Origin of the sequence: Pseudomonas sp. CYM-20-01 (genome assembly GCF_023169845.1) — a bacterium.
GTDB lineage: Bacteria > Pseudomonadota > Gammaproteobacteria > Pseudomonadales > Pseudomonadaceae > Aquipseudomonas > Aquipseudomonas azotoformans.
Genome location: NZ_AP025169.1, coordinates 6,437,343 through 6,456,907, shown reverse-complemented (window position 1 = coordinate 6,456,907; position 19,565 = coordinate 6,437,343). Strand labels below are relative to the sequence as shown.

Sequence of the window (19,565 nt, the reverse complement as noted above, 5' to 3'; positions counted from 1 at the left end):
CATCTTTATTCATTGTCGGTGGCCTGTCACCTGCCCCTAGGCTGGAGGCTTCTTGATTCAACGACGGGCGGCGGGAATGGTGTGCATTATTGGCGGTGGGGTGATTGGACTGGCCAGCGCCTACGCGTTGGTGCGCGCAGGTCATGAGGTAACGGTGATCGATGCGCGTGACACTCTGGGCAGTGAAACCAGCTTCGCCAACGGCGGGCAATTGTCCTATCGCTACGTGGCACCACTGGCGGATAAAGGTGTACCGCTGCAAGCCATTGGCTGGTTGCTGCGCGGTGACTCGCCGCTGAAGCTGCGCCCGCGCCTTGACCCCCAACAGTGGCGCTGGATGGCGGCGTTCCTCGGCGCTTGCCGTGGCTCGGTGAATAAGCGCAATGCCGCGCACCTGCTGCGCTTGGCCTGCCTGAGCCAGGACACCTTGCAGCAGTGGCGCGAGGACGACCACCTGGACGGTTTCGACTGGCGGCGCAACGGCAAGCTGGTGACCTTTCGCAATGCCGGCTCCTTTGAGCATGCCCGCAGCAAGGTCACCGATATCCTGCAACAGCAAGTGCTCTCGGCCGCTGATTGCGCGCGCCTGGAACCGGCGTTGGCGGGCGGTGGATTTGTCGGCGGGATCTATACGCCGAATGAAGAGGTCGCTGATTGTCATGCCTTCTGCCAGCGCTTGGCGGCGCGGCTGGAGGCATCGGGACGTTGCACCTTCTTGTTAGGGCGCAAGGTCACCGGGATTCGCCATGCCGAGGGCGCGGTGCAGGCCATCGAGGTCGGTGATGAAGTGATGCCGGTCGAACATCTGGTGCTGTCGGCCGGGTATCGCAGCGCCGAGTTGGGCGTGTCGCTGCCGCTGTACCCGCTCAAGGGCTACAGCCTCAGCGTGCCGATTGGCGCCCGGCACCAGGCGCCGAACGTGAGCATCACCGACTATGACCGCAAGATGGTCTACGCGCGTATCGGCGAACAACTGCGGGTCGCGGCCATGGTGGACATCGTCGGCTTCGACGCCCGCGTCGAACCCAAGCGCCTGGCGCTGATGAAACGCCAGGCCGTGGAGACGTTTCCGCTTGCAGGGGATTACGCCCACGCAGTGGAATGGGCCGGCATGCGCCCGGCCACTCCGACCGGTGTGCCGCTGATCGGCGCAGGCGTCTACCGCAACCTGTGGCTGAACCTGGGCCACGGCGCACTCGGCTTCACCCTGGCCTGTGGCAGCGGCCAGTTACTGGCTGAATTGATCGGCCAGCAAACGCCCTCCATTGATATGCGGGGCCTTACGCCCCGCGCTGCGTGAAGACTCACAACCCGAAAACCAACGGAGAATAACAATGAAAAAGATCCTGTTGACCGGCTGCACCCTGGGGCTTTTGCTGGGCGCGCAGGCCCATGCCAATCAAACGCCGCTGGACGGCACGCTGGGCAAGATTGCCAACGCCAAGTCCATCACCTTGGGCTATCGCGATGCGTCGGTGCCGTTTTCCTACGTGGGCGATAACAGTGGCAAGCCCATGGGCTATTCAGTGGAGCTGGCGAACAAGATCGTCGAGCGCATCCAGCACAAAACCGGGGTGGCCAAGCTCAACGTGAAGTACAACCTGGTGACGTCCCAGACCCGTATCCCGCTGGTGCAGAACGGCACCGTCGACCTGGAATGCGGCTCCACCGGGGTGACCGCCGAGCGGCAGAAACAGGTGGGGTTTTCCTACGGGTTTATCTATGTGAAGGGGCAGTTGCTCACGGCAAAAGACAGCGGCATCCAGGGTTTCGCCGACCTTGCAGGCAAGAACGTGGTGACCACGGCCGGCACCACCAACGAACGTTTCCTCAAGCGCTACAACGCCGAGCACAAGGCCAATATGTTCGTGATCAGCGCCAAGGACCACGGCGAAGCCTTCAAGATGCTTGAGACCGGCCGCGCGGCGGCGTTCTACATGGACGACGCGTTGCTCTACGGCGAACGCGCCAAGGCCAAGGACCCGCACAACTGGGTGGTGGTGGGCGAGGAGCAATCGCGGGAAATCTACAGCTGCATGGTGCGCAAGGACGACCCGCAGTTCCTGGCGGTGGTCAACGAGACACTCGCAGACCTGTACCGCAGCGGAGAGATCAACGGGATTTACCAGCGCTGGTTTGAACAGCCGATTCCGCCCAAGGGCTTGAACCTGGAATTCCCGATGACCACTGAGTTGAAGGCGATCATCGCCAAACCGATCAGCGATCCGGTGGAGTAAACCCTAGAAGTCGCCCCACAGCTGTTGGGCGACGGCCAGCGCTACCACCGGCGCCGTCTCGGTACGCAACACCCGCGGGCCGAGGCGGGCGGCGTGGTAGCCGGCACCCTGGGCGGTTTCGACTTCGTGGTCGGTCAGCCCGCCCTCGGGGCCGATCAGAAACGCCAGGCTGGCAGGCTTGGCATGGCTGACCATCGGCTCGGCCACCGGGTGCAGCACCAGCTTCAAATCCGCCTCGGTCTGCTTCAACCAGTCCGCCAGCAACAGCGGTGGGTGGATCACCGGCACCGTCGAACGCCCGCATTGTTCACAGGCGCTGATCGCCACCTGGCGCCAGTGCAGCAGGCGTTTGTCGGCGCGTTCGTCCTTGAGGCGCACTTCGCAGCGCTCGCTGAAAATCGGTGTGATGGCGTTGACGCCCAGTTCGGTGGCTTTCTGGATCGCCCAGTCCATACGCTCGCCCCGGGACAGGCCCTGGCCGAGATGGATGTGCAGCGGGGATTCGGCCTGGCCTGCGAAGCTTTCCGTCAGTTGCACGGTGACGCGCTTCTTGCCGACCTCCAGCAGTGTGCCCAGGAACTCCTGGCCGGAACCGTCGAACAATTGCACGGCATCGCCTTCGCCCATGCGCAGCACGCGGCTGATGTAGTGCGCCTGGGCTTCGGGCAGTTCGTGATCGCCGATGCTCAGCGGGGTGTCGGTGAAAAAGCGGGACAGTCTCATTTCTGTTCTCTGGAAAAGGAGTGCGGGCAATCAGCCCGGATCACGGAAGCCTGGGTGGAAATCTTTTGGCACCGCCACGCTGACCTTGCTGTTGGTGGCGATATCGATGCCTTCGCTGGCGACTTCGGCGAGGAAGTCGATCTGCTCCGGGGTAATCACATAGGGCGGCAGGAAATACACCACACTGCCCAGCGGTCGCAACAGCGCGCCACGTTCCAGGGCATGCTCGAACACTTTCAAGCCACGGCGCTCCTGCCACGGGTAGGCGGTCTTGGTGGCTTTGTCCTGGACCATCTCGATGGCCAGCACCATGCCGGTCTGGCGCACTTCCGAGACATGTGGATGGTCCACCAGGTGTGCAGTGGCAGTGGCCATGCGCTGGGCCAGGGCCTTGTTGTTCTCGATGACGTTGTCTTCTTCAAAGATATCCAGCGTCGCCAGTGCCGCCGCACACGCCAGCGGGTTGCCGGTGTAGCTGTGGGAATGCAGGAAGGCGCGCAAGGTGGGGTAGTCGTCGTAGAAGGCGCTGTAGACATCTTCGGTGGTGACCACGGCGGCCAACGGCAGGTAACCGCCGGTGAGCGCCTTGGACAGGCACAGGAAGTCCGGGCGGATGCCGGCCTGCTCGCAGGCGAACATCGTCCCGGTACGGCCGAAGCCCACGGCGATTTCGTCGTGGATCAGGTGCACGCCGTAACGGTCACAGGCTTCGCGCAATAGCTTGAGGTAAACCGGGTGGTACATGCGCATGCCGCCGGCGCCCTGGATCAGCGGTTCGATAATCACAGCAGCGACGGTATCGTGGTGCTCGGCCAGGGTCTGTTCCATGACTTGGGCCATCGTGCGCGAGTGGTCTTCCCAGCTCATGCCCTCGGGGCGCAGGTAGCAGTCCGGGCTTGGCACTTTAATGGTGTCGAGCAACAGCGCCTTGTAGGTCTCGGTAAACAGCGGGACGTCGCCCACCGACATCGCGGCAATGGTTTCGCCGTGGTAGCTGTTGGTCAGGGTGACGAAGCGCTTCTTGTTCGGCAGGCCGCGGTTGAGCCAATAGTGGAAGCTCATTTTCAGTGCAACTTCGATGCACGACGAGCCGTTATCGGCATAGAAGCAACGGGTCAGGCCCTCGGGCGTCATCGCCACCAGGCGCTCGGACAGTTCAATCACCGGCTGGTGGCTGAAACCGGCGAGGATCACGTGTTCGAGTTGGTCGACCTGGTCCTTGATACGCTGGTTGATGCGCGGGTTGGCGTGGCCAAACACGTTCACCCACCAGGAGCTGACGGCGTCGAGGTAGCGCTTGCCTTCGAAGTCTTCCAGCCAGACGCCTTCACCGCGCTTGATCGGGATCAGCGGCAGTTGCTGGTGGTCTTTCATCTGGGTGCAGGGATGCCACAGCACGGCAAGGTCGCGTTGCATCCACTGGTTGTTCAAGCCCATCGGTGATCTCCTCGAAGCGGTCCTGCGGCCGGCGCAGGTGAAACAATCGCGCAAGCCTATGCAATGGGCGGCTGTGTCACAACCCATAACGGCTGAATTCGTAGTAAACGCGGGACGGTCTGTCACGTTTCTTAGGAATAGTCCTTAATCCATTGTTAACGTACTGTGCATAATCTCTTGATCGTATTTCTCGATATTTCAAAGCGAAATTTTCCGCTTTAATTCGATAGGTAAATCGCTAGTCTTGGGCACAGCTCTTACGGGATTAAGTACATGCAGCTACGCAATTCACCGGCCCGCTATGGTTGGGTCAGCATGGTTTTGCACTGGGGCGTGGCCCTGGTGGTGTTTGGCTTGTTCGCCCTGGGGTTGTGGATGGTCGGTCTCGACTACTACAGCGCCTGGCGCAAAGACGCGCCAGACCTGCACAAGAGCATTGGCATCACGCTGTTCGCCATCATGCTGGTACGTATTGTCTGGCGCATGGTGAGCCCGCCGCCGCCACCGTTGGCCAGTTACAGCCGCATGACCCGTATCGGCGCGGCCTTTGGCCACGCGTTCCTTTATCTCGGGCTGTTTGCCGTGATGATCGCCGGTTACCTGATTTCCACCGCAGACGGTGTCGGTATCCCGGTGTTTGGTCTGTTTGAGATTCCTGCCGTGGTTTCCGGGCTACCGGACCAGGCAGATAACGCGGGCCTGGTGCACCTGTACCTGGCCTGGGTGCTGGTGGTCTTCGCCGGCTTGCACGGCGTGGCTGCGTTGAAACACCACTTTATCGATCGTGATGCGACCCTCACGCGAATGCTGGGGCGCAAAGCCTGATGTTCAACCTCGACTCACAAGGAATAGAAAGCATGTTGAAAAAGACCCTCGCTGCTCTGGCAATCGGTACTGCCCTGCTGTCCGCAGGCCAGGTGATGGCTGCTGACTACAAGATCGACAAAGAAGGCCAGCACGCCTTCATCGACTGGAAAATCAGCCACCTGGGCTACAGCTACATTCACGGTACCTTCAAGGATTGGGACGGTACCTTCAGCTGGGATGCCGCCAAGCCAGAGGCCAGCAAAATCGCGGTCGACGTGAAAACCGCCAGCCTGTGGTCCAATCACGCAGAACGTGACAAGCACATCGCCAGCAAAGACTTCCTGGACGTTGCCAAGTTTGCCGACGCCAAGTTCGTGTCCACCGCAGTCAAGCCAACTGGCGCGAAAACTGCTGATGTGACTGGCGACCTGACCTTCCACGGCGTGACCAAACCGGTGACCTTCAAGGCCACCTTCAACGGTGAAGGCAAGGATCCATGGGGCGGCGAGCGTGCTGGCTTCAACGCCACCACCACCGTCAACCTGAACGACTTCGGCATCAAGGGCCCAGGCCCGTCCTCGCAGACTGTGGACCTGGACATCTCGCTGGAAGGTGTCAAGCAGAAGTAATTTCTGCCTGTACAAAAAAAGCCCCGCATCGAAAGATGCGGGGCTTTTTCATGGGGCTATAAAACTCAGCGATTGCGCGTCAGCAGCGCTGGCTTTTCACCACGAGGACGGCCTGGCAGTTGATCCAACTGCTCGGGTGTCGGGAAGCGATCTGCCTTCGACTCCTTGTGGATGATCTTCGGCGCCGGGCCACCGCGCGGGTTCTGCACGGCTGGTTCGGACAAGCGTGGCTGGTCGTCACGGGCCGGGCGGCGGTTGTTGCTGCGCGAGTCTTCACGGCGGGCCTGACCGTCACGGGGTGCGCCATTGCGCGGGCCGTTGCGCTTGGCAGGCGGCGTACCGGTGGTGCCGCCGCTGCTGTTGCGAGGGCCATTCTGACGGCCGCCCTGTGGCTGGCCGCCACGTGGAGCGCCCGCACCCGCACCCTGTGCCGGAGCACCTGGGCGACGGCCACGGCCTTGGGCCGGCTTGGCCTGGGGTACGTAGTCAACGCGGTTGCCGAAGTTATCCACATCGTCATCCAGGAACTCGTCCGGAGCACGGTCGGCAGCGGCGCGTGGCGGCTGGCTCGGCTGGCGCTGTTCGCGGGCCGGGGTGCCTTCACGGGGCTTCTGCTCACGGGCTGGGCGTTCGCCACGGCCGCTGGTGGCGGATTTTTCCTTGCCCTTGTCTTTGCCCTTGTCGCGACGCCCACCGCCACCCCCGCCGCCGTTCGGGCCATCGCCCTTCGGACCGCGTGGGTTGCGTGGGTTGCGTACGTCCGGACGCTCGCGCGCTTCTGGCTTCTCGGCCTCCACGGCGCTGGCATCGAAGCCCATCAGGTCGCCATCGGCGATTTTCTGCTTGGTCATGCGCTCGATGCTTTTCAGCAGTTTTTCTTCGTCCGGCGCGACCAGGGAGATGGCCTCGCCCGAACGACCGGCACGGCCGGTACGGCCGATACGGTGTACGTAGTCTTCATCAACGTTCGGCAGCTCGAAGTTGACCACGTGCGGCAGTTGGTCGATATCCAGGCCGCGGGCGGCGATATCGGTGGCCACCAGGATGCGCACCGAGCCGGCCTTGAAGTCGGCCAGGGCCTTGGTGCGCGCGTTCTGGCTCTTGTTGCCGTGGATGGCGACGGCGGTGAGGCCGTGCTTGTCCAGGTACTCGGCCAGGCGGTTGGCGCCGTGCTTGGTGCGGGTGAACACCAGCACCTGTTCCCAGGCGCCTGCGGTGATCAGGTGAGCCAGCAGCGCACGCTTGTGGCTGGCGGCCAGGCGGAAGACGCGTTGCTCGATCCGCTCGACCGTGGTGTTCGGCGGCGTGACTTCGATGCGCTCCGGGTTGTGCAGCAGCTTGCCGGCCAGGGCGGTGATGTCCTGGGAGAACGTGGCCGAGAACAACAGGTTCTGACGTTTGGCCGGCAGGCGGGCGAGGACCTTTTTCACGTCATGGACGAAGCCCATGTCGAGCATGCGGTCGGCTTCGTCCAGCACGAGGATTTCCACATGGGACAAGTCGACGCTGCCTTGGCCGCACAGGTCGAGCAAACGACCGGGGCAGGCCACCAGCACGTCTACGCCGCGGGACATGGCCTGAACCTGTGGGTTCATGCCGACGCCGCCGAAGATGCAGGCGCTGACGAACTTCAGGTCGCGGGCATACAGCTTGAAGCTGTCATGCACCTGGGCGGCGAGTTCGCGGGTTGGGGTCAGGACCAGTACGCGCGGTTGGCGCGGGCCGTGACGCTGGGATTTGTCCGGGTGACCGTTGGGGAACAACCGCTCCAGAATCGGGAGGGCGAAACCGCCGGTTTTACCAGTACCTGTCTGAGCCGCAACCATCAGGTCGCGACCTTGCAACACGGCGGGAATGGCCCGCTGTTGCACCGGAGTAGGCTCGGTATAGCCCGCTGCCTCGATGGCGCGGACTAAAGCCTCGGAGAGACCGAGGGAAGCAAAGGACATGAGTAATCCTGTTTTAGTTAGGGCTTGGCCCAAAGGGATAATCTTGCCGGGCGTGAATGGCGCTTAGGGGAGCGCAACCCCGTCCGGTCCTGCTGCGTCTGGCGGGCACTCCACCGGCTCGCGCGGGCTGAAAGCTGCGCTGTAGCGGGGTTGGGTGCCTTTTTCAAGACCTCAGCGGCCGGGCGTGAGCCTGGCGGAAAGGCCGGAGTATAACAGAGCAATCACTGTGCGCTGCTTTCCTGCTGCTCAACGGTGCGTCCGGAGGCCGTAATGGCTTGGATTCCACCATATTTGGCACTCAAGGCGCTATAGGCCGGCTCTTGCTTGAAGCGTTTGAGCTCGGCGGCAAAGCGCTGTACCAGCAGGTCCATGCCTGCGCTACGGCGTACCGCGAGAAATTGCTGTTGGCGGCTGACCACGGCCGGCGCCTGGCTGACCTTGCCTTCCAGGCCCAGCGCCTTGATCACATGCTGGCCTACGCGACGGTCGGTGATCACCAGGTCGATGCGTCCCAGCATCAATTTGCCGAAGTTGGCCTCATGGCTCGGTGCCGGTTCACGACTGAACAGGGGGGAGTCGCTGAACGCTGCGCCGTACAGATAGCCCGGCGATGTGCCGACGGTCAGGCCACGCAGGTCTTCGAGGCTTTGCACGGGGTGGGGGCGCTCATTGGCGTAGAACAGCGTGAACTCCACTTCCGACAGTGGCTCGCTGGGGTACAGCAGCAAGGCGTCGCGTTCATGGCTGTGAAAGATATCCAGTGCGCCATCGGCATGGCCTTGGTCGAGCATGGCCAGGCAGCGCTTCCAGGGCAGGAACTGCCATTCCACCTCCACGCCCAGGCGCTGGAACACGATCACCGTGGTTTCATAGTCCAGCCCCCGCATGCTGCCCTGGTCCTCATACACGTAGGGCGCCCAGGGCTCGGTGACAATGCGCAGCTTCTCGCCATAAGCGGCGAGGCTCAGGCAAGTGAAGAGGGCGGCAGTCAACAACTTCAGAATGACGGGCATGCCCTGAGGTTACGACGCTCCCGCACTAAAGAGAAGCTCTGGCACGCGCATCCGCGGGCCGGGCTATTTGCCCGGAGAGGTCATCAAGTGTTCGTAGATCGCTGCCCGTCGCTCGCCGAGGATCAGGCGTACCACGGGGTTGGCAAACCAGTGCTCCAACTGATGAGTGTCGATCGGGCGCTTCTGGCGTTCTTCCAGGTTCTGCCGGGCCTTGTCCCACCAAACCGGGCCACACGCCTGGTCGAACTCGTTCTCATGCTCGTAGCAGCCGTAGAGAATTTCACGGATGAATTGCTGCTGGTGCTTGGGCAGCACCAGCGTGATCAGCTTGTACAGAAGACGCTGCAGGCGGGGAGGGCGTGGCAGGTGCGCGGACACCTTGCGAGTGTCGGCCAACGCCAGTGCGCTGGTGGGCGCGGCCGCATGCTTGGCGATCCAGGCCTTGACCTTGGCGCGAAACAGCTGCTTGCGACTCCAGTAGTGGTGGATCAGGTCCGGGCATTCGCGCACGTTGACGGTGCGATAGGCGGCGATCGACAGGCAGAATTCTTCGAGGGTGTACGCGCCTTGGGCATAGGGGAACAATTCGTCCATCAAGGCGATGGAGCGGTCGAGGATGTGCGCATCCTGTTGCGTCAGGCCCATGACCCCGGAGTTGAGCGTCATCATTTCATCGTCGGCCACGCCCATGTCCAGCAGGCGCTGGCGCAAGGCGGTGTAGAGAATGCTCTCGTGGTTGTCGCCGTACTTGCTGTAGAAGGCATTGCACAGCAGGGTGCCGGGTTGCACGCGCTCGAACAGGTCCATCGGTGAATGATGGAAGAAGGTATCGGTGTCGATCAGCATGGCCACCGGCGATTCTTCCAGCACTTGGCGCAATACCACATGCTTGGTACGGAAGTGATAGCCGTGGGGTTCGCTCCAGCGTTTGCGGGTAGCTTCGTCCAGCGGGCGTACACGTACCGGCAAGAGGCGATAGGGCTCGGGGTTGTCGCTGAATACCTGGATATCCACGGCGGCTTCCGGGGTTGCCTGCAGGAAAGCCAGCGCACTGGCGATGCTGAACACCGCTTCCTGGTGGTAGGTCTCGGCGCCGAAGACCAGGTAGACCAGTTGTGGGCGGGACGGCGTGGGCACTGTATTCATGGACTGCTGGGTTCCGTGGGCATGTAAAACGACAAAGGCCCTCGTAGACGAGGGCCTTGGCACCGCCGGGCAACCTTCAGCGTGGCAGCTTGAGGTTGTTCCAGATTGCAAGGCTTGGTTCAGCCTGGTTCAGGGTATAGAAGTGCAACCCTGGCGCGCCACCTTGCAACAATTCTTCACACATTGTGCTGATGACCTGTTCGCCGAACGCCTGGATGCTCTTGACGTCGTCGCCATAGGCTTCCAGTTGTTTGCGCACCCAGCGTGGGATCTCGGCGCCGCAGGCGTCGGAGAAGCGCGCCAGCTTGCTGTAGTTGGTGATCGGCATGATGCCCGGCACGATGGGGATGTTCACGCCCATGGCTCGTACACGCTCGACGAAGTAGAAGTAGCTGTCGGCGTTGAAGAAATACTGGGTGATTGCGCTGTCGGCGCCGGCGTTGGCCTTGCGCACGAAGTTCTGCAGATCGTCTTCGAAATTGCGCGCTTGTGGATGCATCTCCGGGTAAGCCGCAACTTCGATATGGAAGTGGTCGCCGGTTTCTTCACGGATGAAGCTCACCAGGTCGTTGGCGTAGCGCAGTTCGCCGCTGGCCATGCCCATGCCGGACGGCAGGTCGCCACGCAGTGCGACGATGCGCTTGATGCCGGCAGCCTTGTATTGAGTCAGCAGGCCGCGCAGGTCGGCCTTGCTGTCGCCCACGCACGACAAATGCGGAGCGGCGGGAACTTTGACTTGGCTTTCCAGCTGCAACACGGTGTTGATCGTGCGATCACGGGTCGAGCCGCCGGCACCGTAGGTGCAGGAGAAGAAGTCGGGGTTGTAGCTGGCCAACTGTGTGGCAGTCGCCATCAGTTTTTCATGCCCAGCATCGGTCTTGGTCGGGAAAAACTCGAAGCTGTAGCGACGGTCTTGGGACATGGTAATACCCTTTGAAACTCATACAACCGGGAGATGTACACCGTCAATGTGGGAGGGGGCTTGCCCCCGATGACGAGGTATCAGTCGACATATTTGTTAACTGACATTCCGCTATCGGGGGCAAGCCCCCTCCCACATTGAAAGCCCGCCCTCACAAGGAGGGCGGGTGGTAGGCTTATCAGTAACGGTAAGCGTGCGGCTTGAACGGACCTTCGACGGTCACGCCGATATAGTCGGCCTGGGTCTTGGTCAGTTGAGTCACCACGCCGCCGAAGCCGCGGACCATTTCCAGGGCCACTTCTTCGTCGAGTTTCTTCGGCAGTACTTCCACGGTCAGGCGCTCGGCTTTCTGGGCCGGCGACAGGTCGGCGTACTTCTGGCCGAACAGGAAGATCTGGGCCAGAACCTGGTTGGCGAACGAGCCATCCATGATACGGCTTGGGTGGCCGGTAGCGTTGCCCAGGTTAACCAGGCGGCCTTCAGCCAGCAGGATCAGGTAGTCGTCGTTCTGTGGGTCGAAATCACCCGCGCCGGTGCGGTGAACCTTGTGCACCTGAGGCTTCACTTCTTCCCATGCCCAGTTCTTGCGCATGAAAGCGGTGTCGATTTCATTGTCGAAGTGACCGATGTTGCAGACTACGGCACGTTTTTTCAGCGCGGCGAGCATGTTGGCGTCGCAGACATTCACGTTACCGGTGGTGGTGACGATCAGGTCGATCTTGCCCAGCAGGGCCTTGTCGATGCTGGCGGCGGTGCCGTCGTTGACGCCGTCGATGAACGGCGAAACCACTTCAAAACCGTCCATGCAGGCTTGCATGGCGCAGATCGGGTCGACTTCGGAAACCTTGACGATCATGCCTTCCTGACGCAGGGACTGGGACGAACCCTTGCCCACGTCGCCGTAGCCGATCACCAGGGCTTGCTTGCCCGACAGCAGGTGGTCGGTGCCGCGCTTGATGGCATCGTTCAGGCTATGACGGCAGCCGTACTTGTTGTCGTTCTTGCTCTTGGTCACCGAGTCGTTGACGTTGATGGCCGGGATTTTCAGCTCGCCCTTGGCCAGCATGTCCAGCAGGCGGTGCACGCCAGTGGTGGTTTCTTCGGTCACGCCGTGGACGCGATCGAGGATCTGCGGGTACTTCTTGTGCAGCAGCTCGGTCAGGTCGCCGCCGTCGTCGAGGATCATGTTGGCATCCCAGGGCGCGCCATCTTTGAGGATGGTTTGCTCCAGGCACCACTCGTACTCTTCTTCGGTCTCGCCTTTCCAGGCGAATACCGGGATACCGGCGGCAGCGATTGCGGCAGCGGCCTGGTCTTGAGTCGAGAAGATGTTGCAGGACGACCAGCGCACTTCGGCACCCAGGGCAACCAGGGTTTCGATCAGCACGGCAGTCTGGATAGTCATGTGGATGCAGCCGAGGATCTTCGCGCCTTTGAGCGGCTGCTCGGCGGCGTACTTGCGACGCAGACCCATCAGGGCTGGCATTTCGGATTCGGCGATAAAGGTTTCGCGACGGCCCCAGGCAGCGAGGGACATGTCGGCGACTTTGTAGTCGTTGAAATCTGCAGGCGTGTTGACAGCGCTCATGAAGAGCCTCCATTCGTAGTGTGCGAATGGGCGCCGTTGTGCGTTTAGTATCAGGCCAGGTGGTACCTGTCCGGACAACGCCCCATCCGAGCCTGACAGGTTGAACCTGCTGCAGCGCCCCTCGGACAGGTGGCGGGAGAACGGTATCAACCGAAGATGACCGTTTTGAAGCGGGGGCGATTATAGCCGTGTGCGCCAGACTTCCCAAGCCTTTCTGTCGGCCATATGAAGATCGCTCATGGGGCTGATAGGCAATGGCGCGTAGAGCTTGGGGCGGGCCTCTGCCATGATGTTGCCCATCATTCGGCAACACGCTTTGGAGTGAACATGAACTTCCACACCCGCAAATGGGTAAAACCCGAAGACCTCAACCCCAACGGCACCCTGTTCGGTGGCAGCCTGCTTCGCTGGATCGATGAAGAGGCGGCCATCTACGCCATTGTCCAACTGGGCAACCAACGCGTCGTGACCAAGTACATCTCCGAAATCAACTTCGTCAGCGCCTCACGCCAGGGCGACATCATCGAGCTGGGCATCACCGCCACTGCGTTCGGTCGTACCTCCATCACCCTGACCTGTGAAGTGCGCAACAAGATCACCCGCAGCAGCATTCTCACCGTGGAAAAAATGGTCTTCGTCAACCTTGGTGAAGATGGCCTGCCAGCGCCTCATGGCCGCACTCAGATCAGGTACGTGAAGGACCAGTTCGAGGACGACACTCCTCCACAGTAATCGCGGGCCGGGTCGATTTGCTTTACCAAATCATTCCGGCTGGACCTGTCCCAGGCTCTCGCGTCACTCAGGATGACATCCTGTAGAGAGTGGCGCGTATGAATATGAAAGTGTCCAGCCCACATGCCAGTACTCAACCTCAGCCGCCTGACAATGCTGAAAAAAATGTAAAGACATTGCTGGTCAAAGGCGTAGGCGAACGCAAGGTGAGCCTTGAGCGCTCCAGCGATGGCCGGGTGGAGGTGGTTTTGTCACCGCCGCCGCTCACACATCTGGTATTGAGTGGGGGCGGGGCCAAGGGCATTGCGTTCCCAGGCATGGTCCAGGCGCTCGAAGACCACAAGGCGTTGGTGGGCGTCAAAGTGATCTCCGGCTCATCCGCGGGCGCAATTTCTGCTGCGTTGCTGGCCAGTGGCATGGATGCCAAAACTTTTGCACGCCTGTCGAACGGCCTCAACCTGCCTGAGTTGCTGAACAGCAAGAATCCTTTGATTGCAAAGCTGCAGAATGCCAGTACTGAAATTGGAAAATTGGCAGGGCGCTTGCCAGGAGCGGCCGGAAACATCGCGCAATTATTGTTCACCCTGATACCGCGCCTGCAAACCGAAGCGCAGCCCCTGGAAGACCTGATCGGCAATGAGGCGCGCAAGTCGCTGCTGGCAAAGATCGCCGGGACCCGGCGGGAAGACCGGCCTGCCGACGTCATGAAGATTGCGGACCGGCTCAGTGCAGGGAAAGGGCCGACTTTTCGCGATATTGAGGTGTTGAGTCGTCACATTCCTGCGGTCAAGCAGCTCAACATCACGGGAACCGGTCTGTTCGATGTCCGACCGCAGTTGGTGGTGTTGAATGCGAGCACCACACCGGACATGGGCATTGCCCGGGCGGCTCTTATATCTGGCTCAATGCCGGGGTTGTTCAAAAGCCCGAAAGAGAAAGGCCATGCATTTCAGGAGCACGCTGAGCAAAAGGCATTTCTGGATGGTGGACTGCTGGTCAATACGCCGTCTTCTGCGGTGATTGATCCGCCTTTTCCAGAAAGCCCCCTGTGCAAGACCGAGTCACTGGTCGTCAGGTTTGAAACTGAAAACCTGGAGCCTGCCAAGGCAGGTAGCGTGGGGAGCGGCCTGGTCGATACGATCATGGGTGTCCCGCATGCGGCTGCCGAGGGGTACCAGGAAGACAAGCTCAAGGCGCAAGCGGATCAGACTGTCGTGTTACCGCTGAAATCAGAAAAGGGTGACTTTCGTAACCTACTCAATGGCACGGTTAACTTCACCATGACCGACGATAAGAAAAAGCATCTGCAGGCGTCGGCGCGTGCGGCGGTGAGCGCACATCTGGACACGCGTGCCGCGTTGCGTGAACGCTACCAATTCCGCTCATTGGACGTCGCTGTGTTGGCCATGGACGACAAAATGCTGGCGAGCGTTGAGAGTGATCTGGAGAAGGATCCCGCCGCCAAGGATGTGCTGATGTTTCGCAAGAGCGCACAGCAAGCGATGCAGGCGCTGGAGGCCGCCATTACCGAAGCCAATCAGGCCAGTGACAAGCTGACGGTGACTCCCAGGTTGGCGGCGGCGTTGCGTAATCTGGATGCGCTGGCGCGTCGTCCCGAGTATGTCGAGTGGTTGGGGCGGCGTCTCAATGCAGTCGGCAGGCCTGATTTTCAGCAGCTTCTGCAAGTGATGAGCAAGCAGTCACCTGGCGACACAGCGGCGATGTCGAAAGTCATGACGAGCGCGGTTGCGCAGATGAGCAGGCGTGATCTTGCGGTAAAGGCCGAAAACTTCACGCGGGAAGTCATCTACCCGTCGCTCTATCGGCCTGGCCAGCCGCAGGCCAATATCGAGCTGCTGCGGCGTGCGGCCCGTGACTTGGCGGATGCCAGGACACCACCAGCGTTCAACAACGTGCTCGAAGGCATCGTCAAATACTACAAGGCGCGCAATAAACCCTGGAGCACCCCGTTCAGATCTACCACTGTGGAAGCCGCCAAGGCCTGGCGCATACCGGTTTAGTCGTCAGGCCACTGAACAGCCATCGCCGTGGCGTGTCGTAGCTACAGGCACCCCTCGGACTCTGGTACATCATGGCCACTCAAACAGACGGCAAGACCCCCAACCTGTCGCAGGAAGAGCAGCAGGACGTGGACAAGAACCAGCCGCCCCGCGCGGCGGTACTGCATGAAATAATCCGCACTCAGGGCGACCAGGAGCTTGAGCGCAGCGTTGCCGCCCTGTGGTGGTCGGCGCTGGCGGCCGGTTTGACCATGGGGCTGTCGCTGATGGCCATGGGGTTGCTCAACTCCCGTCTGCCGGAGGGCGAAGCGTTCAAGGTGATCGCCAGCTTCGGTTACTGCGCGGGCTTCCTCGCGGTGATTCTCGCGCGCCAGCAGTTGTTCACCGAAAACACCCTGACCGCCGTGCTGCCGGTGATGAGCAAGCCCACCCTGGGCAATGCCGGTCGCCTGCTGCGGTTATGGTCGGTGGTGCTGGTGGGTAACCTGTGTGGCACCTTGCTGGTGGCGTACGTGATGCTGCACTTGCCGATCTTCGATACCAGGACCGACATGGCGTTCCTTGAGATCGGGCGCAAGATCATGGAGAACGACCCCGGCCAGATGTTCGCCAAGGGCATCGTTTCCGGCTGGATGATCGCCACCATGGTGTGGATGATCCCGTCCATGGAAAGTGCCAAGATGTGGATCATCATTCTGATCACCTACCTCATGGCATTGGGCGACTTCACCCATATCGTCGTCGGCTCGGCGGAAGTGTCGTACCTGGTGTTTGCCGGCGAGTTGCCGTGGAAGGACTTCTGGCTGGTGTTCGCCGGGCCGACCCTGGCGGGCAATATCATTGGCGGCAGCTTTATCTTTGCACTGATCAGTCACGCACAGATTCGCAGTGAAAGCAGCCTGCCGAGCAAAAAAGCTGCGGACCCCAGGCATCCGCAGCGGATCAACAAGGATCAGTGAGTGTCAGGCGTGGCCTGGGGCTCGTCCTGGGTCACGCGCTTGACCAGCTTGCCGATGCTCAACCCCTGTAGCAGGATCGACGACAGCACCACGATGTAGGTGATGCTCAGCAGCAAATCGCGCTCCGGGCCCAGTGGCAAGGCCAGGGCCAGTGCCACTGAAACCCCGCCACGCAAGCCACCCCAGGTCAGGATGCGGATGGTCCCGCGTGGCACCGTGCGCCAGCGGCGCAGCAACAGAATGGCTGGGGCGACTGTCAGCAGGCGCGACAGCAGGATCGCGACGGCCAGCAGGCTGGCGGCGAACACGTGCAGCCAGTTGAACGGCAACAGCAACAGCTCCATGCCGATCAGTGCAAACAGCAGGGCGTTGAGCATGTCATCGAGCAGCTCCCAGAAGCCGTCCAGATAGCGCCGGGTCATGTCGTTCATGGCCAGCTTGCGCCCCAGGTTGCCGATGATCAGGCCGGCGACCACCATCGCGATCGGTGCCGAGACGTGCAGTTCGGTGGCCATTGCCGAGCCTCCGATCACCAGGGCCAGGGTCAGCATCACTTCGATCTGGTGTTGCTCGATGCTTTTGATCATCAGGTAAACGAGGTAGCCGATCAGGCCACCGAACACCACGCCGCCGATGGCCTCATGGGCAAACAGCATGGCGGTAGCGCCCACGGTTGGCGTCTCGCCCAGCTGTGCGATGCCCAACAATACGGTAAACACCACCACTGCCGTGCCGTCATTGAACAGCGACTCGCCGACGATGGTGGTTTTCAGGGGTTTGGAGGCGTTGGCGGTACGCAGTACACCCAGTACCGCAATCGGATCGGTGGGCGAGATCAGCGCGCCGAACAGCAGGCAGTAGAGGAAGCTTACATGCCAGCCAAACAAGGCAAAGATGTAATACGCCAGGCTGCCGATCACCACGGTGGCGATCAGCACGCCGAAGGTCGCCAGCAGGCCGATGGGCCAGCGGTAGCTGCGCAGGTCGTTCAGGTTGACGTGCAAGGCGCCGGCGAACAGCAGGAACGAGAGCATCCAGTTCATCAGCAAATCACCGAAGTCGATCTGGCCGATCAGTTGCTGGATGCGTTCCTCAAGACCGGGGTAGCCGAGAAAACTCAAGCCTTGCAGGATCAGTGAAAACACCAGCGCTGTGACCATCACGCCGATGGTGGGTGGCAGGCCGATAAAGCGAAAGTTCACGTAGGTGAGCAGGGTGGTAAGGCAAATAAAGGCGGCGACAAGTTCGAGCATCCGGGGTCCTTGGAAGTTGGGGAGAGAGCGTCGATGGGGGATGGACCGCAACAGTGGTGCGATGTTGCAGGCGTGTGGGCAAATCACCGATAGAACCTTTCCGAGCGCGGCGGTTCATAGCGGTGGGTGCGGTTTTACAGGTTTAGTGCTAAAACTCTAATTTCTGTTTAAAACTTAAAACAAAATTAAAAAAGGAATCAGTGATGACGGTGGCCTTCTGGTGTGTGTTGATCGCAATTTTCCTGCCTTATCTGTGCACAGGCGTGGCCAAGTTCAGTGGTGGCAAGTTCGGACCACGGCAGAACCACGACCCCCGCGCTTTCCTGGACACCCTCGAAGGGTTTGCCAAGCGGGCCCACAGTGCGCAACTCAACAGCTTTGAAGTCACGCCGGCGTTTGCGGCGGCCGTGATTATCGCGCACCTGGCCGGTACGGCCGAATTGGTGACCATCAATGTGCTGGCCGTGCTGTTTATCACCAGTCGCCTGCTGTACATCATCTGCTACCTGGCGGACTGGGCGATGCTGCGTTCGCTGGTGTGGTTTGTGGGGATGGCGTTGATTGCGAGTTTCTTCTTTGTCTCAATCTGACGGTTGAAGCAGGTCCCCTGTGGGTGTGGGCTTTGCTGGTGAGCGTGCTTTTTGTGTTATGAGCGTGCTTGTTGTGGTGAGCGGGCTTGCCCCGCGTTGGGTGGCGAAGCCGCCCCAGAACCATACACCTCGGTGTGCCTGAAGAAATGTGGTGAGGCTGATGAGGGCTGCTGCGCAGCCCAACGCGGGGCAAGCCCGCTCACCACAACAAGCTTGCCCACTAGCAGCCTGCTGACCCCACTGAACCAAGCTGGACAGACCGCTTTCAGGTCCCGGCAGGTGCATCCGGCACCTGCGGCAATGCTGCGCCCTTGGGCCACAACATCCATATCTGCCCCTGCTGTTTCATGTTGCCCGCCAATTCTCCCGCTGCCTCACCAGTGCCCCAGAACAGGTCCGCGCGCACTTCGCCCGTGATCGCACCGCCGGTGTCCTGGGCGGCGACGGGCCTTGTGATGGGTGAGCCATCCGGTTTGGTAGTCGACAGCCACAACAGGCTGCCCAGCGGAATCACCTTGCGATCCACCGCAACGCTGTAGCCTGCGGTCAACGGCACGTTCAGTGAACCCCGCGGGCCCTCGTTACTGTCGGGGCGGGCGCTGAAGAAGACGTAGCTGGGGTTGCTCGCCAGCAGTTCCGGGATGCGCTGCGGGTTGGCCTTGGCCCAGGCGCTGATGGCGCCCATGGTCACATCTTCTTTCTTCAACTGACCTTGCTCCACCAACCAGCGGCCGATAGGGCGATAGGGGTAGCCATTCTGGTCGCCATAACCGACGCGCAGTTGGCGCCCTCCGGCCAGTTGGATCCGGCCTGAGCCCTGGATTTGCAGGAATTGCAGGTCCATCGGGTCAGTCAGCCAGGCAATCGGTTTGGCGGTAGAGCCCTGGCCGTTGATGGCGCTGGCATCGTCGTACGGTTTGAGCACACGGCCTTCAAGGCGACCGCGCAGGCGCTTGCCCTTGAGCTCCGGGTAGATGCTTTCCAGGTTGACGATGATCAGGTCGTCCGGCACGCCATATACCGGTACGTTAGCCTTGGCGGTCTTGGTCAGGCTGCCGGGGTAGACCGGTTCGTAGTAACCGGTGATCAAGCCGTTCGGGGTGTTGTCGGCCGAGCGCAGGCCGAACACATCCAGACGCTCCTTGAGAAACCCGCGCACGGCCACGGCATTGCCGGGCACCGTAGCGGCGGCTGCGCAGGTCGCGCCCCAGATCGGGTCTGCCTTGAGGCGCTGGCAGGCGCTGCGCCAGGATTCAAAACCGGCCAGCAGGTCGTTGTCAGACACCGCCGGCAACGCCTCCCACGGCGCACTGACATAGGTGGCGACGGCGTGGGGCTTGGGAGTTTCATCTTTGGCTGCTTCTTTGCCCGCGTCGCAGCCGGCCAGCAGTGCGATCATCGGCAGAGCCCACGCCAGGCGGCGGCTCCAGGGTTTAAAGGTTACATTCATACAAACACTTCCTGAAGCGATTGCCCGCGCGGTAACACCTTCGGGCAACCCTTATTATTAATAGGGCTATTGGTCTTTATGGGCGGGACGAGGATACTGGCCGCCGTTT

17 protein-coding genes and 1 riboswitch are annotated in these 19,565 nt (G+C 61.1%); of the genes, 8 read left to right on the top strand and 9 right to left on the bottom strand.

What is annotated here, in order from left to right:
- Window positions 1-76 precede the first annotated feature (76 nt).
- Both M2497_RS29495 and M2497_RS29490 read left to right on the top strand, forming a co-directional pair.
- Window positions 77-1,300 (top strand): D-amino acid dehydrogenase, encoded by a 1,224-nt coding sequence (locus M2497_RS29495; protein WP_248488269.1) that lies wholly within the window; start codon window positions 77-79, stop codon window positions 1,298-1,300.
- Window positions 1,301-1,334: 34 nt separating this feature from the next.
- Window positions 1,335-2,237 carry a transporter substrate-binding domain-containing protein gene (locus M2497_RS29490; protein ID WP_248485043.1) on the top strand — a complete coding sequence of 301 codons (903 nt, stop codon included), beginning with the start codon at window positions 1,335-1,337 and terminating at the stop codon, window positions 2,235-2,237.
- Between the two features lie 3 nt (window positions 2,238-2,240).
- On the opposite strand, the gene M2497_RS29485 is transcribed toward M2497_RS29490, so the two are convergent.
- Both M2497_RS29485 and M2497_RS29480 read right to left on the bottom strand, forming a co-directional pair.
- Window positions 2,241-2,960, bottom strand: a complete 720-nt coding sequence (locus tag M2497_RS29485) for a 16S rRNA (uracil(1498)-N(3))-methyltransferase (protein WP_248485042.1) — start codon at window positions 2,958-2,960, stop codon at window positions 2,241-2,243.
- 30 nt (window positions 2,961-2,990) lie between these two features.
- Window positions 2,991-4,397 carry an adenosylmethionine--8-amino-7-oxononanoate transaminase gene (locus M2497_RS29480; RefSeq protein ID WP_248485041.1) on the bottom strand — a complete coding sequence of 469 codons (1,407 nt, stop codon included), beginning with the start codon at window positions 4,395-4,397 and terminating at the stop codon, window positions 2,991-2,993.
- 273 nt (window positions 4,398-4,670) lie between these two features.
- Here M2497_RS29480 and M2497_RS29475 point away from each other — a divergent pair, with 273 nt between their 5' ends.
- Both M2497_RS29475 and M2497_RS29470 read left to right on the top strand, forming a co-directional pair.
- On the top strand, window positions 4,671-5,222 hold the full coding sequence (locus M2497_RS29475) for a cytochrome b (RefSeq protein WP_248485040.1): 552 nt from the start codon (window positions 4,671-4,673) through the stop codon (window positions 5,220-5,222).
- Between the two features lie 32 nt (window positions 5,223-5,254).
- Window positions 5,255-5,833, top strand: coding sequence for a YceI family protein (locus tag M2497_RS29470; protein WP_071494446.1), 579 nt, complete (start codon window positions 5,255-5,257; stop codon window positions 5,831-5,833).
- Between the two features lie 65 nt (window positions 5,834-5,898).
- On the opposite strand, the gene M2497_RS29465 is transcribed toward M2497_RS29470, so the two are convergent.
- The 5 genes from M2497_RS29465 to ahcY all read right to left on the bottom strand — a co-directional run bounded on the left by M2497_RS29465 (window position 5,899) and on the right by ahcY (window position 12,451).
- Window positions 5,899-7,782, bottom strand: coding sequence for a DEAD/DEAH box helicase (locus M2497_RS29465; protein WP_058426591.1), 1,884 nt, complete (start codon window positions 7,780-7,782; stop codon window positions 5,899-5,901).
- 221 nt (window positions 7,783-8,003) lie between these two features.
- The gene (locus M2497_RS29460; protein WP_248485039.1) at window positions 8,004-8,795 is read right to left on the bottom strand and encodes a transporter substrate-binding domain-containing protein; all 792 of its coding nucleotides are present in this window, start codon (window positions 8,793-8,795) and stop codon (window positions 8,004-8,006) included.
- A gap of 63 nt (window positions 8,796-8,858) precedes the next feature.
- Window positions 8,859-9,941, bottom strand: a complete 1,083-nt coding sequence (locus tag M2497_RS29455) for a hypothetical protein (protein WP_248485038.1) — start codon at window positions 9,939-9,941, stop codon at window positions 8,859-8,861.
- 76 nt (window positions 9,942-10,017) lie between these two features.
- On the bottom strand, window positions 10,018-10,863 hold the full coding sequence (gene metF, locus M2497_RS29450; protein ID WP_071494443.1) for a methylenetetrahydrofolate reductase [NAD(P)H]: 846 nt from the start codon (window positions 10,861-10,863) through the stop codon (window positions 10,018-10,020).
- A 178-nt stretch (window positions 10,864-11,041) separates the two neighbouring features.
- Window positions 11,042-12,451 (bottom strand): adenosylhomocysteinase, encoded by a 1,410-nt coding sequence (ahcY, locus tag M2497_RS29445; protein WP_058426595.1) that lies wholly within the window; start codon window positions 12,449-12,451, stop codon window positions 11,042-11,044.
- A 21-nt stretch (window positions 12,452-12,472) separates the two neighbouring features.
- A riboswitch (S-adenosyl-L-homocysteine riboswitch) is annotated at window positions 12,473-12,580 on the bottom strand.
- A 198-nt stretch (window positions 12,581-12,778) separates the two neighbouring features.
- Here ahcY and M2497_RS29440 point away from each other — a divergent pair.
- The 3 genes from M2497_RS29440 (at window position 12,779) to M2497_RS29430 (ending at window position 16,163) form a co-directional block, all read left to right on the top strand.
- A complete protein-coding gene (locus M2497_RS29440; protein WP_282579041.1) occupies window positions 12,779-13,183 on the top strand; it encodes a hotdog domain-containing protein in 405 nt (134 codons plus the stop codon).
- A gap of 104 nt (window positions 13,184-13,287) precedes the next feature.
- Window positions 13,288-15,204 (top strand): patatin-like phospholipase family protein, encoded by a 1,917-nt coding sequence (locus M2497_RS29435; RefSeq protein WP_248488268.1) that lies wholly within the window; start codon window positions 13,288-13,290, stop codon window positions 15,202-15,204.
- A 71-nt stretch (window positions 15,205-15,275) separates the two neighbouring features.
- Window positions 15,276-16,163 (top strand): formate/nitrite transporter family protein, encoded by an 888-nt coding sequence (locus M2497_RS29430; RefSeq protein ID WP_248485037.1) that lies wholly within the window; start codon window positions 15,276-15,278, stop codon window positions 16,161-16,163.
- Here the strand turns inward: M2497_RS29430 and M2497_RS29425 are convergent.
- On the bottom strand, window positions 16,157-17,416 hold the full coding sequence (locus M2497_RS29425; protein ID WP_248485036.1) for a sodium:proton antiporter: 1,260 nt from the start codon (window positions 17,414-17,416) through the stop codon (window positions 16,157-16,159). The two genes, M2497_RS29430 and M2497_RS29425, sit on opposite strands and share 7 nt — an antisense overlap.
- 203 nt (window positions 17,417-17,619) lie before the next feature.
- Between M2497_RS29425 and M2497_RS29420 the strand changes: the two genes are divergently transcribed.
- Window positions 17,620-18,006: an MAPEG family protein gene (locus M2497_RS29420; protein ID WP_010207167.1), complete on the top strand. Its 387-nt coding sequence runs from the start codon at window positions 17,620-17,622 to the stop codon at window positions 18,004-18,006.
- 265 nt (window positions 18,007-18,271) lie between these two features.
- Here the strand turns inward: M2497_RS29420 and M2497_RS29415 are convergent, their stop codons facing one another.
- Entirely contained in the window at window positions 18,272-19,456 is a 1,185-nt protein-coding gene (locus M2497_RS29415) for a murein transglycosylase A (protein ID WP_248485035.1), read from the bottom strand.
- Window positions 19,457-19,565: the final 109 nt, after the last annotated feature.

Bases quoted from the DNA above. Each gene is read 5' to 3' on its own strand.
- M2497_RS29495 (WP_248488269.1), top strand. From the start codon at position 77: ATGGTGTGCATTATTGGCGGTGGGGTGATTGGACTGGCCAGCGCCTAC.
- M2497_RS29480 (WP_248485041.1), bottom strand. From the start codon at position 4,397: ATGGGCTTGAACAACCAGTGGATGCAACGCGACCTTGCCGTGCTGTGG.
- M2497_RS29435 (WP_248488268.1), top strand. From the start codon at position 13,288: ATGAAAGTGTCCAGCCCACATGCCAGTACTCAACCTCAGCCGCCTGAC.
- M2497_RS29440 (WP_282579041.1), top strand. From the start codon at position 12,779: ATGAACTTCCACACCCGCAAATGGGTAAAACCCGAAGACCTCAACCCC.
- M2497_RS29415 (WP_248485035.1), bottom strand. From the start codon at position 19,456: ATGAATGTAACCTTTAAACCCTGGAGCCGCCGCCTGGCGTGGGCTCTG.
- ahcY (WP_058426595.1), bottom strand. From the start codon at position 12,451: ATGAGCGCTGTCAACACGCCTGCAGATTTCAACGACTACAAAGTCGCC.
- M2497_RS29485 (WP_248485042.1), bottom strand. From the start codon at position 2,960: ATGAGACTGTCCCGCTTTTTCACCGACACCCCGCTGAGCATCGGCGAT.
- M2497_RS29460 (WP_248485039.1), bottom strand. From the start codon at position 8,795: ATGCCCGTCATTCTGAAGTTGTTGACTGCCGCCCTCTTCACTTGCCTG.
- metF (WP_071494443.1), bottom strand. From the start codon at position 10,863: ATGTCCCAAGACCGTCGCTACAGCTTCGAGTTTTTCCCGACCAAGACC.
- M2497_RS29475 (WP_248485040.1), top strand. From the start codon at position 4,671: ATGCAGCTACGCAATTCACCGGCCCGCTATGGTTGGGTCAGCATGGTT.
- M2497_RS29465 (WP_058426591.1), bottom strand. From the start codon at position 7,782: ATGTCCTTTGCTTCCCTCGGTCTCTCCGAGGCTTTAGTCCGCGCCATC.
- M2497_RS29425 (WP_248485036.1), bottom strand. From the start codon at position 17,416: ATGCTCGAACTTGTCGCCGCCTTTATTTGCCTTACCACCCTGCTCACC.
- M2497_RS29470 (WP_071494446.1), top strand. From the start codon at position 5,255: ATGTTGAAAAAGACCCTCGCTGCTCTGGCAATCGGTACTGCCCTGCTG.
- M2497_RS29455 (WP_248485038.1), bottom strand. From the start codon at position 9,941: ATGAATACAGTGCCCACGCCGTCCCGCCCACAACTGGTCTACCTGGTC.
- M2497_RS29490 (WP_248485043.1), top strand. From the start codon at position 1,335: ATGAAAAAGATCCTGTTGACCGGCTGCACCCTGGGGCTTTTGCTGGGC.
- M2497_RS29430 (WP_248485037.1), top strand. From the start codon at position 15,276: ATGGCCACTCAAACAGACGGCAAGACCCCCAACCTGTCGCAGGAAGAG.
- M2497_RS29420 (WP_010207167.1), top strand. From the start codon at position 17,620: ATGACGGTGGCCTTCTGGTGTGTGTTGATCGCAATTTTCCTGCCTTAT.